This window comes from Algoriphagus limi, from assembly GCF_024919275.1.
Classification (GTDB): Bacteria; Bacteroidota; Bacteroidia; order Cytophagales; family Cyclobacteriaceae; genus Algoriphagus; species Algoriphagus limi.
In genome coordinates this window covers 363048-378853 of sequence record NZ_JANWGH010000003.1, presented here as the reverse complement: position 1 = coordinate 378853, position 15806 = coordinate 363048, and the positions used below count along the sequence as shown (strand labels likewise).

General features: G+C 41.6%; 12 protein-coding genes. 5 read left to right on the top strand and 7 right to left on the bottom strand.

Features of this window, described 5'->3' with window-relative positions; genetic code table 11:
• The first annotated feature begins 34 nt into the window (after positions 1-34).
• Entirely contained in the window at positions 35-2707 is a 2673-nt protein-coding gene (locus NY014_RS13780) for a TonB-dependent receptor plug domain-containing protein (protein ID WP_259415160.1), read from the top strand.
• Between the two features lie 51 nt (positions 2708-2758).
• On the top strand, positions 2759-3238 hold the full coding sequence (locus NY014_RS13775; protein ID WP_259415159.1) for a hypothetical protein: 480 nt from the start codon (positions 2759-2761) through the stop codon (positions 3236-3238).
• Here the strand turns inward: NY014_RS13775 and NY014_RS13770 are convergent, their stop codons facing one another.
• From NY014_RS13770 to NY014_RS13755, 4 genes are read right to left on the bottom strand one after another with little or no spacing between them, the layout of a single operon-like run.
• Complete coding sequence (locus NY014_RS13770; protein ID WP_259415158.1) at positions 3239-4177, bottom strand: rhomboid family intramembrane serine protease; 939 nt, start codon at positions 4175-4177, stop codon at positions 3239-3241.
• 1 nt (position 4178) lies between these two features.
• Positions 4179-4970 (bottom strand): rhomboid family intramembrane serine protease, encoded by a 792-nt coding sequence (locus NY014_RS13765; RefSeq protein WP_135075585.1) that lies wholly within the window; start codon positions 4968-4970, stop codon positions 4179-4181.
• Between the two features lie 6 nt (positions 4971-4976).
• Positions 4977-6824: a DNA mismatch repair endonuclease MutL gene (gene mutL / locus NY014_RS13760; protein WP_259415157.1), complete on the bottom strand. Its 1848-nt coding sequence runs from the start codon at positions 6822-6824 to the stop codon at positions 4977-4979.
• Positions 6821-7228, bottom strand: a complete 408-nt coding sequence (locus NY014_RS13755; RefSeq protein WP_135075591.1) for a hypothetical protein — start codon at positions 7226-7228, stop codon at positions 6821-6823. Before NY014_RS13755 ends, mutL begins: the two co-directional genes overlap by 4 nt.
• A 246-nt stretch (positions 7229-7474) precedes the next feature.
• Here NY014_RS13755 and NY014_RS13750 point away from each other — a divergent pair, with 246 nt between their 5' ends.
• Positions 7475-10429, top strand: coding sequence for a serine hydrolase domain-containing protein (locus tag NY014_RS13750; protein ID WP_259415156.1), 2955 nt, complete (start codon positions 7475-7477; stop codon positions 10427-10429).
• A 181-nt stretch (positions 10430-10610) separates the two neighbouring features.
• On the opposite strand, the gene NY014_RS13745 is transcribed toward NY014_RS13750, so the two are convergent.
• From NY014_RS13745 to NY014_RS13735, 3 genes are all read right to left on the bottom strand, one after another.
• On the bottom strand, positions 10611-11342 hold the full coding sequence (locus tag NY014_RS13745; protein WP_259415155.1) for a CPBP family glutamic-type intramembrane protease: 732 nt from the start codon (positions 11340-11342) through the stop codon (positions 10611-10613).
• Between the two features lie 130 nt (positions 11343-11472).
• Positions 11473-12129: a hypothetical protein gene (locus NY014_RS13740; RefSeq protein ID WP_259415154.1), complete on the bottom strand. Its 657-nt coding sequence runs from the start codon at positions 12127-12129 to the stop codon at positions 11473-11475.
• A 247-nt stretch (positions 12130-12376) separates the two neighbouring features.
• Positions 12377-13699: a M24 family metallopeptidase gene (locus tag NY014_RS13735; RefSeq protein WP_259415153.1), complete on the bottom strand. Its 1323-nt coding sequence runs from the start codon at positions 13697-13699 to the stop codon at positions 12377-12379.
• A gap of 219 nt (positions 13700-13918) precedes the next feature.
• Between NY014_RS13735 and bshA the strand changes: the two genes are divergently transcribed.
• Positions 13919-15058 carry an N-acetyl-alpha-D-glucosaminyl L-malate synthase BshA gene (bshA, locus tag NY014_RS13730; RefSeq protein ID WP_259415152.1) on the top strand — a complete coding sequence of 380 codons (1140 nt, stop codon included), beginning with the start codon at positions 13919-13921 and terminating at the stop codon, positions 15056-15058.
• A 110-nt stretch (positions 15059-15168) separates the two neighbouring features.
• Positions 15169-15795, top strand: a complete 627-nt coding sequence (locus tag NY014_RS13725; protein WP_259415151.1) for a sterol desaturase family protein — start codon at positions 15169-15171, stop codon at positions 15793-15795.
• Positions 15796-15806 lie beyond the last annotated feature (11 nt).

The window sequence follows — 15806 nt, the reverse complement described above, 5'->3', positions numbered from 1 at the left end:
TTACGAAACTTTAGAATAAAACCAACTATTCATTATGCTTACTCGAAAATTTTTATTCGGCTTTTTAGCATTATTTTGCCTTTCGCAGCCTCTTTTTAGTCAGGACTTACCAAAACAAATCCAGGAATATTTTGACACTTACCAAAAAGAGAGCCCTCCTGAAAAAGTCCATTTACACTTTGACAAGCACACCTTCACTTTAGGCGAAGATCTCTGGTTTAGTGCTTATTTAGTGGCGGGTAGTTCCCAAATACCTTCCCCTCTAAGTAAAACCCTTTATGTCGATCTCTTCGATGGAGATGGGCTACTTTTGGAGCAACGAATCGTCCGCTTGGAAAATGGAAGAGGAAAAGGGGATTTTTCAATTCCGCTTTTCGGCAAGCCCGGGATGTACCGCGTGAAAGCCTACACAGCTTGGATGCGGAACTTTGGTGAAGAATATTTTTTCACCAATGAATTCATGGTTATCGATGGTGCAGCTGGAAGTTTCCTTCCTCAACTAACTGTCTCTGAAATCTCTACCCAAGGCGGGAAAGTCACTTATCAGACTCAAATTTCAGCGATCAACCAATCCGGAAACCCTATTGCGGGCGAAACTATTGAACTGATTATCAAAGGATCGGGTGAGGAGATTCATAAGCAGAATCTTCTTCTCAATGCCGACGGACAGGCTTCTTTTTCATTTTCTATCCCAGAAAAGGCTTTCGAAGGTCTTCATGCCGAACTGACCTATCTGGAAAATGGCAACTATCCTGTAAGCAAAAAAATACGACTTCCTTACAGCCTTTCCTTTGCGGATATTCAGTTTTTGCCTGAAGGAGGAAATTGGGTTTTGGGTAAAAAAGCCAATCTGGCATTTCGTGCTGTAGCTCCTGATGGAGAGCCTCTGCAAATTAAGGGTCAGATTCAAGGAGAAGAGATTTCTTTTGAAAGTAATTTTGCAGGATTAGGAAAATTTGAAATCACTCCTTCCAAAAAAGATTATTTAGCTCAGATAGTTGATCCTAGCACGGGGGAAAGCAGGACTATCAATCTTCCTGAACCTCAGGAAATGGGACTTGCCATGCAGGTAATTGATAATCCAAAAGCAAGTTATTTGACTGTATTCATTCAAGGAAACACTGCTCCTTCCCCACTTTTACTGGTAAGTCAAACTCGGGGAATCATCAACTATATGATTCAAGGAACTTTGACAAATGGCGTATGGGGAGTCCGAATTCCAAAAGAAAATCTGATTGCGGGTGTAAATCAAATTTCCGTTTTAAATGAATCAGGTATCCCTGTTTTAGAGCGATTGATTTTTGTTCAGCCTTCGGCTAATTTAAGCCTGAATGCAAATCTTGTAGGGAATTTACAAGCACGCGAAAAACTTCGCCTGGAACTAGAAAGCAAAATCCAAGAGAATCCAACTTCTGGCACTTTCTCTTTGGCTGTATTAGATGCTGGACAGGTTCAAGATGAAAGTGAATTTTATGGCACCATCGCATCCAATCTTCTATTAAGCTCAGACCTTCCCGGAAGAATCCATAATCCAGGTTATTACTTTAGAAATCAAGAGCCTGAAACGCTCGCTGCGCTGGATATAGTTATGCTAACCCACGGTTGGAGAAGGATTACCTGGAATGAAGTCTTGGAAAATAAGATTCCTGAAGTAAACTTTTTCATCGAACGCGGAATCAATATCGAAGGACAGGTGACTGATCAAGAAGATACCCGAAGAGGATTGTCCGGTGGAAAAATCACTGCTTTGGTTGGTGAAGGAATCGAAATCGTAACTTCTGAATTTGGCCCCAATGGCCGTTTTATCTTCAGAGATTTGGAATATCAGGACTCGGCTAAAGTCACCATTACCGCTGAAGACAATCGCTTGAAGAATTTCATCGATGTGGAAGTGATTCGACCAGAACCGGTATTTACTGAAATCAAAGGTAAATACCCTAATCAATTGGACTGGCCAAAATCTTTGATCGAGAGTTATGAAGCTCGAATCCTGATGAAGCAACTGAATGAGGATCCAGACTTAGTTGACCTCGAGGGAGTAACGGTAGAAGGTCAAACAATTGTAGAAGGAGAAGAAGACGTTCGTAGAATATTTGGAAGCGGAGATGTCACTATCGATCCTGAAAAGATCCCTGCATCTGTAGGTTACACCAATGTTTTCCAATTAATTCAAGGAAGAGTCTCCGGGGTTCAGGTTTTTGTAAATGGCCTGGATGTAAGCGTACAGATTCGCGGTGTGGGGTCCCTTTCATCCGGAACGGAACCGCTTTATTTGCTGGATAATTTTCCAGTAGATGCCGCTACCCTTTTACAAGTCAATCCTCGGGATGTGGCTAGTGTAGATGTCTTTAAAGACCCTGCCAGAGCCGCTATTTTTGGTTCTCAGGGGGCCAATGGAGTTATTGCAGTGTACACCAAAACCGGAGGAGGAAGCTATCAAAGTGTGGGAGGAACCTTGGTAACCACTTATGGAGGTTACTCTATCGCAAGGGAATTTTACCAACCCGATTACTCAGAGAAAACTACTGAAAATGCCATCACCGACAAACGGGCAACCATTTACTGGAATCCTTTGGTGGAGATTGATGAATCAGGAAAAATTCAATTTGAATACTTTAATACAGACCAGTCAAAGCGGCATTTAATTATCGTGGAAGGGATGGATCAGGAAGGGCATTTCCTTCGTTTTTCACGGATTTTCGAATAAGTCATTTGCTTTACTCACCAAAGCCTTCTAATTTCTGCAAACAATTGACAGATGATGAAAAAGGCTTTGGTGATTTCTTTTTTCTTGGTCTCCCTTTCCCTTCCTTCCTTCGCACAGACACAGGAACAAGGAGATGCACGATTTCATGGTTTCGGCACTTATGGCCTGAGGTGGAAGGAGTTTGGAGTAGGAGGTGGAATTGAATTTTTCTTTGTCGACCATTTCGCCATCATGCCAAGCGTGACCAGCTATTTCCCCAATGTGGGTAATCGAACGAATTTCAGTGCAGACTTCCGGTATTACATTTCCGAAGGTCCATCACAACTCTATTTCCTAATAGGATATAGTCAAAACTGGGAAAATACTCAGCCTGGAAATCCTGGGATCAGGCGCACCAATAAGGGGGCAAACGTCGGCGTGGGCGCCTATATCCGCGTTGTAGAATGGGTGGGACTCAGTACCGAATTCCGATTCCAAAGCACTTCTCCCCAAGAAGCCGGATTTCGGGTAGGATTGGCTTTTCCGCTTTGATTATTTTTTGCTGAATTCAAAAAGTTTTCGCTTCTCTTCCTTGCTCAGGGCATCATAACCCTTATCTGCAATTTTGTCTAAGATACGGTCGATTTCCTCTTGAGTCGTTTCATTCGAAGCTTTAGAAGGTGAAGAAGAAACACTTTCAGATCGACCAAAAGAACCAAAGCCTCCACTTTTGCTTTTTGCTTTTCGGTAACTCACCTTTACTTTGGATCGGGAAGGTTTGAAAAGATTTTCAAAGAAGATACCGACTTTTTGTATAGGAACTCCCCAGTCAATGCCTCGACGCAATTGCGTGATATAAAGGAATCCCATCAAAGCTCCTCCCAAGTGTGCAAGTTCCCCTCCTGCATTCGCTCCAGCAGAATTAGCAAAGGATAAAATCACATAAAAAATGGCGATATACTTTATCCGAACCGGTCCAATCAATAAAAGAAAAAAGGTGGTATTGGGAGTCAAGGTTGCCGCTCCGACTACGATGGCAAATACACCTGCACTAGCTCCCAGCATCAGAGATGAATTGACGGAATTGCTGAAATAAGGAGCCAAATTATAGATCAATACATAGAACAAAGCCCCTGCTAGTCCCCCTAGAATGTAGAGATTTACCAGTTTTCGGCTTCCCAAATATTGGTGGATCAATAGCCCAAACCAATACAGAAAGAGCATATTGAAAAGGATATGAAAAAATCCCTCATGCAAGAACATGTAGGTAAAAATACTCCAGGGTTGAATCAACAAACGATCCAAGGAGGCAGGCATCATAAACCAGGAAATCAGGCTAGCATAGACATCTCCAAAACCTCCGATAGTCATCAAAACCCGAATCACCATAAAGCTTAGCCATACGATTAAATTGATGGCTATCAGCTTGTAAAGGCTATTTCCTTGCTGCCTGAATGCGTTTTTAAGATTATCCCAAAAGCTATTGTACATCCTAGTAGAAGCTATTTCTATCTTTTTTCCATTTATAAACCAAAGCCGCTCCGATCACCAAACCGCTCAAATGGGCAAAATGAGCCACATTATCCAGTGGGTTATTCACCAATACGTTGTACAGCGTATAAAGGCCGTAAAATAAAACTAAATATTTTGCCTTGACCGGCATAGGCGGGAAAAGCAGGAAAAGTTGAGTGTTTGGGAAAAGCATGGCAAATGCTATCAAAACTCCAAACAATGCTCCTGAAGCCCCAACCATTGGAATATTAGATTGAATTTCTAAAATGGCATGAAGGGTCTGTTTTGCTTGACTCACCTTTCCGGCATCCTCAGGATTTCGGCTGAAATCATCCACGAAATCAAATACACTTCGCTCGAAGAAACCCCGATTATCCAACACAATTCTGTTAAACACCTCCGGATCAGGATTCGCATCAAAGGCCTCCACCCGACTTTCCAGTTGATTGACTCGATAAATATTATACCCTGAATACAACACCCCCGAACCAACTCCACAAACCATCCAAAGAGTCAATAATTTCTTAGGCCCCAGAAACTGTTCTAACAAAGGGCCAAATATCAAAAGACCAAACATGTTGCTGAACAAATGCCAGAAATCAGCATGCATAAACATGTATGTTAGGAATTGAAATGGCTTGAAATAAGGGCTACCGATATAGTAGAGCGCAAACCACTGATCGAGTTGAGGCAAAATAAATCCACTCACCAAAAACAAGATGACGTTGATCAACAATAAATTTTGTACGACGGGAGTAAGATTTCTAAACATAATTTTCTATTTCCCAAAGAAGGAGTGGATGCTGCTTAAATCCAATTTTACAAAGGTTTTGTTCCCGGAAAGCCCATAATTAGGGTTTTGACAGGCAAAAAGCTGGCCTACGAGGGTTTCCATCTCTTGATCTTTCAGTTTTTGACCTCTTTTGAGAGAGGACCTTCGTGCCAAAGATCGGGCAAGATTTTCCCGGGTTTCCAAAGAAAGCTCATTTTTGAAGTTTTTAAATTGCTCTATCAAACCTTCAAAAAGCTCCTTTTCATTTCTAACTTGAATATCTGCCGGCACACCCTGAATCACCACGGCTTGATTCCCAAATACAGAAATCATAAATCCCAAACTGTGCAATTCAGGCATCAATCCAGAAACCAATTCAAAATCTCCGGGACTCAATTCCACCACAGGAGGAAAAAGGCTTTGCTGAGAAGGGCCCTGTGCCAATTTCAACTGCCGTAGATAGCGTTCATATAGAATTCGTTCATGGGCTGCTTGCTGGTCTACGATCAACAAACCGGTAGACATTTGAGCGACGATGTAATTGTTTTCAACCTGAAAGGTCGTCCCTGTATTTTCAAGACTTTCTGAAGAGCCCAAAAGCTTGCTCTCACTCTCAGTATTTGCCCGGGATGGAAAAGTAAGAATTTCAGTTTCCTCCTCATCATTCGAACTCTTGTCAATTTCCACCGTTCGTTGTACTCCTTCAAAGAGTTTTTCCCAACCACTTGGGTTGGCCTTTTTCAGTTCAGGAGTATTGAATGTTTTATAGCTGTATTCCCGATCTACCGCAATTTTGGTATTGGGATCTTGATCCCATTTATCTTTGAAATTGACATCAATACTAAAATCCAGAGCAGGAACTACATGATGGGCTCCCAAAGCTTGCTTCACTGCCGCCCGTACGACCGCATAGACCGTTCGCTCATCATCAAACTTGATCTCGGTTTTGGTGGGATGGACATTGATATCGATATGAGAGGGATCTATTTCCAGAAATAACACATAAAAGGGATGCTGATCTGGCTGAATAAGTCCTTCAAAGGCATTGGAAACAGCATGATTCAAATAACTGCTTTTGATAAAGCGATTGTTTACAAAGAAAAACTGTTCTCCACGGGTTTTCTTAGCTGATTCAGGTTTTCCGATATAGCCCTTGACATTAACATGAGGGGTAAGTTCCTCACAGGGCACTAGTTGGGATTGATAATTTTTACCAAAAAGCCCCACAATTCGCTGACTCAATTTCCCTCCATGGAGCTGAAAAATCTCCATATCGTTCTGCATGAGCGTAAAGGAAATCTCCGAGTAAGCCAAAGCCACCCGCTGGAATTCCTCCACAATGTGTCGCATTTCCACAGGATTGGATTTCAGAAAATTCCTGCGGGCAGGCACATTGTAAAAAAGATTTTTCATGGAAACAGAAGTCCCTGGTCCGGTGGCTACAGGCTCCTGATTTCTCACCTCAGAACCTTCAATTTGGATCAAAGTACCCAACTCATCATCCGTGCGACGAGTCTTTAATTCGACTTGAGCAACAGCCGCAATGGATGCCAATGCCTCTCCTCTAAAGCCAAAAGTTCTAATAGAAAAGAGATCTTCACTACTACGGATTTTGCTAGTAGCATGCCTCTCAAATGCCATTCGGGCATCGGTCGGAGTCATTCCCTTTCCATTGTCAATGACTTGGATGAGTTGCTTTCCGGCTTCTTTCACCACTACCTGAATACGAGTAGCTCCAGCATCCACTGCATTTTCCAATAATTCCTTCAATGCAGAGGCAGGACGCTGAACCACTTCCCCAGCCGCAATTTGATTTGCGATGGAGTCAGGCAAAAGCTGAATCAAATCACTCATCGGCTAGCTTTGGATTTGAGTCTGGTGAAAAAATACCCACCTGCAATCAAAACCATGATGTACAGAAGGTATTCGAAAATTACCGGACCGATATAAATATATCCAGCCAATCCACCCACCAAAACCAAAAAAATTATGGTACGCAGCATGGCCGTAGAAGCCAAAACACTTGTTCCCCTTGGGCGAATTCCCTGATGTTGAGAAAAAGATCCGCGGATACCGGTTTCATATCGCTTCAATCGATCCTCTTCACTGATTTCGCCACCCAATTTCCCTTCTGCTTCCAATTCCTTTTTGATTCGGGCAGTCCGCTGCTCTAGTTCCTCTTTGACAGGGTCATAATAGCGGGGCTTGATATCAAATCGGCTGGGGCTAGCTGTACGAAATATGGAGGGAAACTTCATTATTTTAAGACTAATTGGCCTGAATTTAGAATTTGAAAATTGGTTTTAACCGAAAATCAAATTTATAAGATTTTAAACTTCCAAAGTTGGCGAATGTTGGAGGGTCTTTACTATCTTCAATGTCAAGATTCCCTGAAGGAGTTCCAATTGGGTCTTTTTTGAAGAAGTTTAACACTTCAACTGCTACATGCAAGGGTAGGCCATACAAATTTAAAGTTAAAATCAAGTTTAAAAAATCAATTCAGCATGCGGAATTGGCTCTGGAAAATAGCTAGTCTAAGTGTCTTAGCCTTATGTTTCACCACTCCATCGGATGGACTCAACTCCTATCCTATGGATGTGGAGACAGAACCAGAGAACATGGACATGCTCAATTGGGTCGACTCAGTTTTCAATAACTTAAATGAAGACGAGCGCTTGGGGCAGCTTTTTATGGTCGCTGCCTATTCTAACAAAGACCAAAATCATGTCAATGAAATCACCAATCTGATCGAAGAGGAAAATCTGGGAGGCTTGATATTTTTCCAGGGAGGGCCTGTTCGACAGGCTAAGCTTACGAATTTTTATCAATCCAAAGCCAAAACCCCATTACTTCTCGCAATGGATGCAGAATGGGGAATAGGGATGCGCTTTGACTCCATCCCGGATTTCCCAAAAGCCATGACTCTGGGAGCCATTCCCGATACCGATTTGATCTATGAAATGGGTAAAGAAATGGCCCGACAGTTCAAAGAACTGGGAATGCATATCAATTTTGCTCCTGTGGTGGACGTCAACTCCAACCCTGATAATCCGGTCATCGGCTATCGTTCCTTCGGAGAAAATCCACAAGCAGTAGCTGCCCGATCGGTCGCTTATATGAAAGGTCTTCAGGACCATGGAGTCATTGCAAATGCCAAGCATTTCCCGGGGCATGGAGACACCGAGTCCGATAGTCATTATTCTCTACCATTGATTCGGCATCCGGAGCAGCGGATTTGGGAGGTCGATCTCTATCCCTACCAGGAGCTTTTTAAGGAAAACCTGAAGTCAGTCATGGTAGCTCATTTGAATATTCCGAGTTTAGAAGAAACCGGAAATAAGCCAACCAGCCTCAGCAAAAAAGTAGTAACAGATTTGCTCCAGAAGCAGATGAATTTCAAAGGGCTGATTTTCACAGATGCTTTGAATATGCAGGGCGTTACCAAATTTTATGGACCGGGAGAAGTGGATCTTCAGGCATTGCTTGCAGGAAACGATGTACTGCTCTACTCTCAAAATGTATCAAAAGCAAAAGCACTCATTAAAGATGCTGTAGCGAATGGAAAAATCGAGCAGGGGGAAATCGATAGACGTGTCAAAAAAATCCTTAAGGCCAAATATGAAGTTGGACTCAACAATTACCGGCCAATCGAATTGGAAGGGCTTTATGAGCGAATAGTCACTCCAAAAACAGAAGAAGTTCGAGAAAAACTTTTTGCAGCGGCTTTGACAGTGGCTTCCAATAGAAATGAGCTTCTGCCTTTCAGACAATTAGATACTAAGCGTTTTGCGAGTGTAAGTATAGGAGGCAAAGGAGATGAATTTCAAAAAACCCTTTCAAAATACGCTCCTTTTGAACATTTCACTATCTCCAAAGCTGCCAGTGAGTCAGAGCATTACAATCTGATGAAAAAACTGGAGGACTTTGATGTGGTGGTAGTGGGAATGATGGGAATCACCAATAATCCCAAGCGGGCATTTGGTGTAGCTCCCGGGGATGTCGCCCTGCTTCGTAAACTTCAAGAACGACAGGACTTCGTCACAGTTCTTTTTGGAAATGCCTATGCCACTCGATTTTTCGAAGGTTTAGATCATGTTGTAATAGCCTATGAAGACAATGATTTGACCCAAAACCTTACTCCCCAAATTCTTTTTGGAGGTCGTCCTGCTATGGGAATTTTGCCTGTTTCCACAGGAACCCAATTCACCTTTGGAGTGGGTGGTTTTTTGAGTGGATTGAATAGACTTTCCTATGGAACACCCGAGAGCGTAGGACTTGACAGTAAAACACTGGATAAAATAGATGAGGTGGTCGACAAGGCTATCAAAATCCAAGCGACTCCAGGTGCCAATGTGTTGGTGGTAAAAGACGGAAAAGTAGTTTTTGAGCGATCCTATGGACAATTGGAATATAGAAATAGCCCAAAGGTAAATTCCGAAACGGTCTATGATTTAGCCTCCATTACCAAAGTTTTGGCCACGACACAAGCCGTAATGTTTTTACATAGCCGAGGGGAACTGGATATGAATAAGACATTGGTGGATTACCTACCTGAGTTGCGCGGCACCAATAAAGCCAATTTGGTTTTGAAGGATGTGATGGCTCATGAAGCTGGACTTAAGGCCTTTATTCCTCACTATGCAAAAACGGTGGAAGGAGGCCAATGGAAATCGGAATTTTATCAACCTTCTTCTGCCCTGGGATTCAGCAGACCTGTTTCCAATGACATGTATGCTAATAATGCCCTCCGCGACAGCATTTGGCAATGGACTGTGGAATCTGAACTTTTACCTAAGCGAGGGGGCAGGAACCGGTATGTTTACTCCGATTTGACCATGTATTTTATGCAGGCTGTGGTGGAGCGAATTGTAAATCAACCCTTGGATGAGTTCTTGGATCAAAATTTCTATCAACCTCTTGGGCTTTACACGATGACCTTCAAGCCTTTTGAAAAGATGCCTTTGGACAACATTGCTCCAACTGAAAATGATGTGGCTTTTCGTAAAAGACAGGTAAGAGGCTATGTCCACGATCCGGGTGCAGCCATGTATGGAGGAGTGGCAGGACATGCCGGACTTTTTGGCAAGGCAAATGACTTGGCAGTTATGATGCAAATGATGCTCAACATGGGTTATTATGGAGATGTAAGCCTTCTGAAACCCGGAACAGTCCGAGAATTTACCAAGCGTCAATCCACTCAAAGCCGAAGAGGCTGGGGATGGGACAAACCTGAACCCGAACCCGATAAAGGTGGCTCGGCTGGAAAATTAGCACCGAAATCTACCTTTGGCCATACTGGCTTCACAGGAACTTGTGTGTGGGCTGATCCAGAGAACAATTTGATCTATATCTTCCTTTCCAACCGGGTCTATCCCGAAGCTGAAAACCGAAAGTTGCTTAGTGAAGAAATTCGAACGCAAGTTCACGATATTATTTACGAAGCATTGGCTAAAAAATAAATAAGTCCCCAAAAGCCTTTTTGGAGTTTAATTTTTTTAAGATCCCTACCCATTATAAAATTCAGCTCAAACCAACCATTTTGTTTGAAATTGATTAGAGCCATAGTAGTACCAGTCAGAGTATTTGAGAAAAGAAGGAAGCTCATTCTCAAAACAAGCCTTTTGATTGAAATTTCAACTCCTATTTCCTCAATAAAAGGGAATCAGATTCAAGTGCCTCAATTAAATTCGCTTTCAATACATCGTACCCACCTTCTGATTCCAGTTTTATTTCATACTTCATAAATGGCTCTGAAATAGCAAAAGAATCCAATAAACTTGGGTTCACGATACCAAGAATATCCTGAATGTTCATATTGGTGATCTGCAACTCATTCCCTTCTGGACTGAAGGAGCCTTCATTCGATTTTAAGAAAGGAACCCTCTTCCATTCAATCTTGTAACCATCACCATCCACGATATGTAATTCCTCAGAAACAAATTGAAGACCCAGCAGAAAAATAATACCTCCTAGTAGGTTCCATGCCCCATGAAATAACATGGCCCACCAAATGGATTTATTGATGATTATCCAACTGAGTATGAGGCCTAAAGAAAAAGAAATTGCTAAAAAGGGAAGCCAATATCTAGTTAAGTTTGCTTGTGAAGGTAAATGATGAATGCTAAAATAAAGAGAAGAAACAATCAGAAGTAAGTCCAAAATCCAATCTTGGCCATAGCGTTTATAAATAAAAAAAAGACAATAGAGCATCACCATAAGAAAAAAAACGAGTGTATTCCAACCAGTTATAATCAAACCTAGGGGTGTGAGCAAAAGGAAGAGCGATTGAAGCACCTTATTATTTGTCAAAAAACCCCTAAACCGGATCTCTTCCAAAATTGGAGCAATTAAAACAGGAAGAGTAAAAGTCACAAAATAAAAATTTGTAAAACTGCCCGGTTGTCTTCGATCCGGCGGTGGCATTACATTAAATGAAATCAGATAAAGTATTGTCAGTGAAAGGAGTATACTTCCACTGACAATTAACCATTTTTTCTTCATTTTAGGAAGGCATCTTACATTCTACTGAACATGATGATTTTCCAAACCAACCATCCTCCTCTTTTAAATCAACGTCTGGAAAACCACCAGCATTGGCACAGGTAGTAATAGCAAGTTCACAGTTACTATCAATATTAGGTCCTAGAGAATCAATGATAGCTTCTGCGAGTTTAAGCACTGGAAGCGCAAAACACCACCAGCAAGTAGTAATTCGTGAGTTAGAATTTTCTGATGGAATATCATTCAATTTCAAATTGAATCCTTCCAAACTTAGCCCATTACTCGTCTCTACATCAAAAGAAATCTTATCAGCTGAAATTTCTTGGACATTAACTAATCGAATAAATTCTCCCGTTTCTTCGTTTTCGATGATAAAAGAATCTCCAGAGGTTCTATAGTTTTCCAAGGTTGATTTTACATCAATTGGCATAGATTCCGGCGAAAAGGAGAAATCATAAACTTTGGAAGACTGCACAAACTTACTTATACCTTGATTTGGATCTTGATTAAATATGTAAGTTTTCTCTCCAACAGTTACCACTCCGTTATTCGGAATTTTTAAAGCTTCTTCCAATGTATCTTCTAAGACACTTGGTTGATTTTCAGGAACGCAGGCAAGCATAAGTAGCCCGCAGAAATAAAGGAACGCCTTTTTCATTTTGATAAAATTTTTAGTAAAACAATTTGATTAAAAAGTCTTCAGCGCTGAAAATCTTAACTAAAGATATTGTCTTAAAAAGACAAAACCAAGTGTTAACTATATTTTTTTATCATTTAATTCTAAATAACTATAATCACTAGTTAAAATCATCTTCAAAAGCGATCTAAGAATATAATTCAATTCGGATTTTTCATTTCAATCCCACTGAAATTCAATCCTTAATGTTAATGGAACCAGCCAAACTCTACTTCACCAAAATCAATTCTTCCTGAGGTTCAATAAGATATTCAGCGCCATTTTCGATAACTACCGCCATCTCTTCAACTGAAATAGTCTTCGTCGTTCCATCCGGACGCTTCCAAGCATGAAATCCATCGAAGGCAAAAACCATCCCCTGTTTCAGTTCCTTTTGAGCTGCAGGCCGGATGCTTGGAGCCTGTGAACCACCGAGGTTGGGTCCCACATCATGCGCCACGTAACCCACAGGATGTCCCGTGCTCCACATGACATATTCCGAACCAGCAGCTTCCATCAATACTCGCTGAGCTCGGTCCACATCCACTCCTTTCACTCCAGGTTTCATCGCTGCTAAAGCTGCTCTAGAACCTGCTTTTCCATGCTCCCAATATTGCTGAATATCATCCGGAGCTTTAGTTTCTCCTTCTTTTAAGACATAGGCAAAGCGCTGAATATCGCTTACCCAGATATCATATAGCTTGACTCCAAAATCAATCTGAATAACATCCCCTGGCATAATGACTTTGTCTGTCGCATGGGAATGACCTCGATCAGGACCTGAATTCACATTGGGATTTTGGTCAGGATGCCAAGCATCAGTTACTCCGTATTCTGCCATTTTCGCCTTTAAAAATTTAGCCACATCAGCATCTGTGGTTTTCCCGGGCTCTATCATGGCATAGGCCTCATATTGAAAATCAGAGGCCATTTTAGCTGCCTGACGCATGATTTCCACTTCGGCAGGCAACTTGATCGAAAGCCATTCATAGACCAATTCGGTAGAAGAAACCAACTTTGTTGCATCCTCTCCTAACAGGCTCTCCAATTCCTCTCTCTGAGAAAAGGAAAGTCCATCCGCCATAGAGTTTGAATTGGATGAATTGGCAGCGATTTGCTTGAAGTTTTTGCTTTTGATAAAATCAGCCGCTTCAGCCAAAGCTGAATTTCCGCGAGGAACTTTCACTACTTCATCATGAATGTCCAATTCGTCTAAGGCTGTCGCTTCGCCTTCGGGTGAAAAAACCAGGGAATGAAATCCAGACTCATCAGTGTAAAATAAAAATGCTGCCGTACCGCCGGCATTTTCTCCTCCTACATGCACTGCGATCGGGTCATTATTATTTTCCCTACAAATTGTAATCCAACAATCCACTTGAGCAGCTTCCATTGCTTTTGGAAGAAGTTGGGAAATACGTTGTTTTCGAATTTCCGGCCAGGAATTTTCGGACCAATCCGGCTTTTCCGAAACGACTTCTTGAGTAGGAGTCCCGGTACAGGCCGCTAAAATAAGGATGCTTAGAAGTTGAAATAATTTGAAGCTGATTTTCATAAATTTTCGATTTAGACGCTTAAAATACCAAACTACTTTCAACTGCAAAAAACTTTCTTGAAAGACAGCCTTCTTCTTTTTCAAGCTGTAATTCAAGCAAATAGAAAGAACTAGAATTTCTAATAATCCTCGAAAAATCGATTAATTCCTCTTATTTTGAACAAAACTTGACCTTATGCGTGTTTAATTCGCGGAAAGTCTACAGGTACTCAAAAAACTATGAGAATTGGAATCGTTTGTTACCCCACCTTTGGAGGTAGCGGGGTAGTTGCCACCGAATTAGGTAAGGGCTTGGCCAAAGTGGGACATGAAATCCACTTTATCACCTATCGGCAACCTACCCGTTTGGATTTTTTCAGTGAAAATCTCTACTACCACGAAGTAGACATCAAGAGCTATCCGCTTTTTGAGCATGCTCCTTATGAACTGGCTTTGGCGAGTAAGATGGTTTCGGTAGTGAAATACGAGCATTTGGACCTGCTTCATGTCCATTATGCAATTCCTCATGCTTCTGCGGCTTACATGGCCAAAAAAATCCTTGCCGAGGAAAACATCCATATTCCAATCGTGACTACACTTCACGGAACGGATATTACTTTGGTGGGAAAGGATCCAAGCTACGAGCCTGTGGTCACCTTCAGTATCAATCATTCTGATGGAGTGACTGCAGTTTCTCAAGATTTGAAAAATGAGACTTACAAGTATTTTGGAGTGAAGCGGGACATTGAGGTCATTCCAAACTTTATCGACTTAGATCGCTTCAAAAAACAAAAGAAGGAGCACTTCAAATTGGCAATTTGTCCTCATGGAGAAAAGCTTTTGGTCCACACTTCCAACTTCCGAAAAGTGAAACGAGTGGAAGATGTGGTTCGTGTTTTTTATGAAGTTCGAAAACAAATGCCTGCCAAACTTCTTTTAGTAGGTGATGGACCTGAAAGGGACAGAATGGAGCGACTTTGCCGTGAATTGGGCACCTGTGATGATGTTCGGTTCTTAGGAAAGTTAGACGCTGTTGAAGAGGTACTTTCGGTATCAGATTTGTTTATTATGCCATCTGAAAAGGAAAGTTTCGGACTAGCCGCTTTGGAAGCAATGGCTTGTGAAGTTCCAATTTTGACTTCCAATGCGGGAGGTATTCCTGAATTGAATGTCAATGGAAAAACCGGTTTTGTCTGTGAAGTAGGAGATATTGAGGATATGAAAGAAAAGGCTTTAACCATCTTGGCTGATGAAAACCTTCCGACTTTCAAAGCCAATGCTTTGGCGAGAGCCAAGGAATTTGATATCTCCAATATTTTGCCTCTTTATGAGAAATATTATCAGGAAACGATAGAAAAATCCTTAGAAAAAGTTCAATAAATTGATTTTCACTTAAAATGTGACAAAAATCAATGGCAATAAGAACTTGGAATCTGTAATTTCGCGTTCGATTTTAAAATCTACTTGTAGTTCACAATCTGAAAGGAAAAATGAAAAAAATAGGAAGATTGGACCGCCCGGATAATTTTGGTTCTGCCAAAATGTTTGAAAACCCGATTTTGGAGCGTATTTCCAGAACTCATATTCTGGTGCCGATCACGATGTTTTTTGTGTTTGCCGGCGTATCGCTCTACTACGGCATCACCACTACTATGATCTCCTGGCCAATGGCTATTGCTTTGTTTTTGATTGGATACATCTCGTTTACTTTCGTGGAGTACATGATGCACAAGCATTTTTTCCATATGGAACCTGACACTCCGATCAAAGATAAGCTTCAATATACTGTTCACGGAGTTCATCACGATTATCCAAAAGATAAGGATCGCTTGGCAATGCCTCCATTTGTGAGCGCTGCCTATGCCGCGATTTTCTACTTGGTATTCAAGTTGATCATGGGAAATTTCGCATTCTATTTCCTACCTGGCTTCTTGGTTGGCTATGCAAGTTATTTGGGAGTGCATTACATCGTACATGCATTTAACCCTCCTAAAAACTTCCTGAAGATTTTATGGGTAAATCATGCGATCCACCACTACAAGGATCCCGATGTAGCCTTTGGAGTAAGTACTCCGCTTTGGGATTACATACTCGGTACCATGCCTAAAAAAGACTAAAATTAGACCTC

Coding starts and splice junctions, on each gene's coding strand:
- bshA (WP_259415152.1), top strand. CDS start 13,919: ATGAGAATTGGAATCGTTTGTTACCCCACCTTTGGAGGTAGCGGGGTA.
- NY014_RS13735 (WP_259415153.1), bottom strand. CDS start 13,699: ATGAAAATCAGCTTCAAATTATTTCAACTTCTAAGCATCCTTATTTTA.
- NY014_RS13750 (WP_259415156.1), top strand. CDS start 7,475: ATGCGGAATTGGCTCTGGAAAATAGCTAGTCTAAGTGTCTTAGCCTTA.
- NY014_RS13765 (WP_135075585.1), bottom strand. CDS start 4,970: ATGTTTAGAAATCTTACTCCCGTCGTACAAAATTTATTGTTGATCAAC.
- NY014_RS13780 (WP_259415160.1), top strand. CDS start 35: ATGCTTACTCGAAAATTTTTATTCGGCTTTTTAGCATTATTTTGCCTT.
- NY014_RS13775 (WP_259415159.1), top strand. CDS start 2,759: ATGATGAAAAAGGCTTTGGTGATTTCTTTTTTCTTGGTCTCCCTTTCC.
- NY014_RS13755 (WP_135075591.1), bottom strand. CDS start 7,228: ATGAAGTTTCCCTCCATATTTCGTACAGCTAGCCCCAGCCGATTTGAT.
- NY014_RS13725 (WP_259415151.1), top strand. CDS start 15,169: ATGAAAAAAATAGGAAGATTGGACCGCCCGGATAATTTTGGTTCTGCC.
- NY014_RS13770 (WP_259415158.1), bottom strand. CDS start 4,177: ATGTACAATAGCTTTTGGGATAATCTTAAAAACGCATTCAGGCAGCAA.
- NY014_RS13740 (WP_259415154.1), bottom strand. CDS start 12,129: ATGAAAAAGGCGTTCCTTTATTTCTGCGGGCTACTTATGCTTGCCTGC.
- mutL (WP_259415157.1), bottom strand. CDS start 6,824: ATGAGTGATTTGATTCAGCTTTTGCCTGACTCCATCGCAAATCAAATT.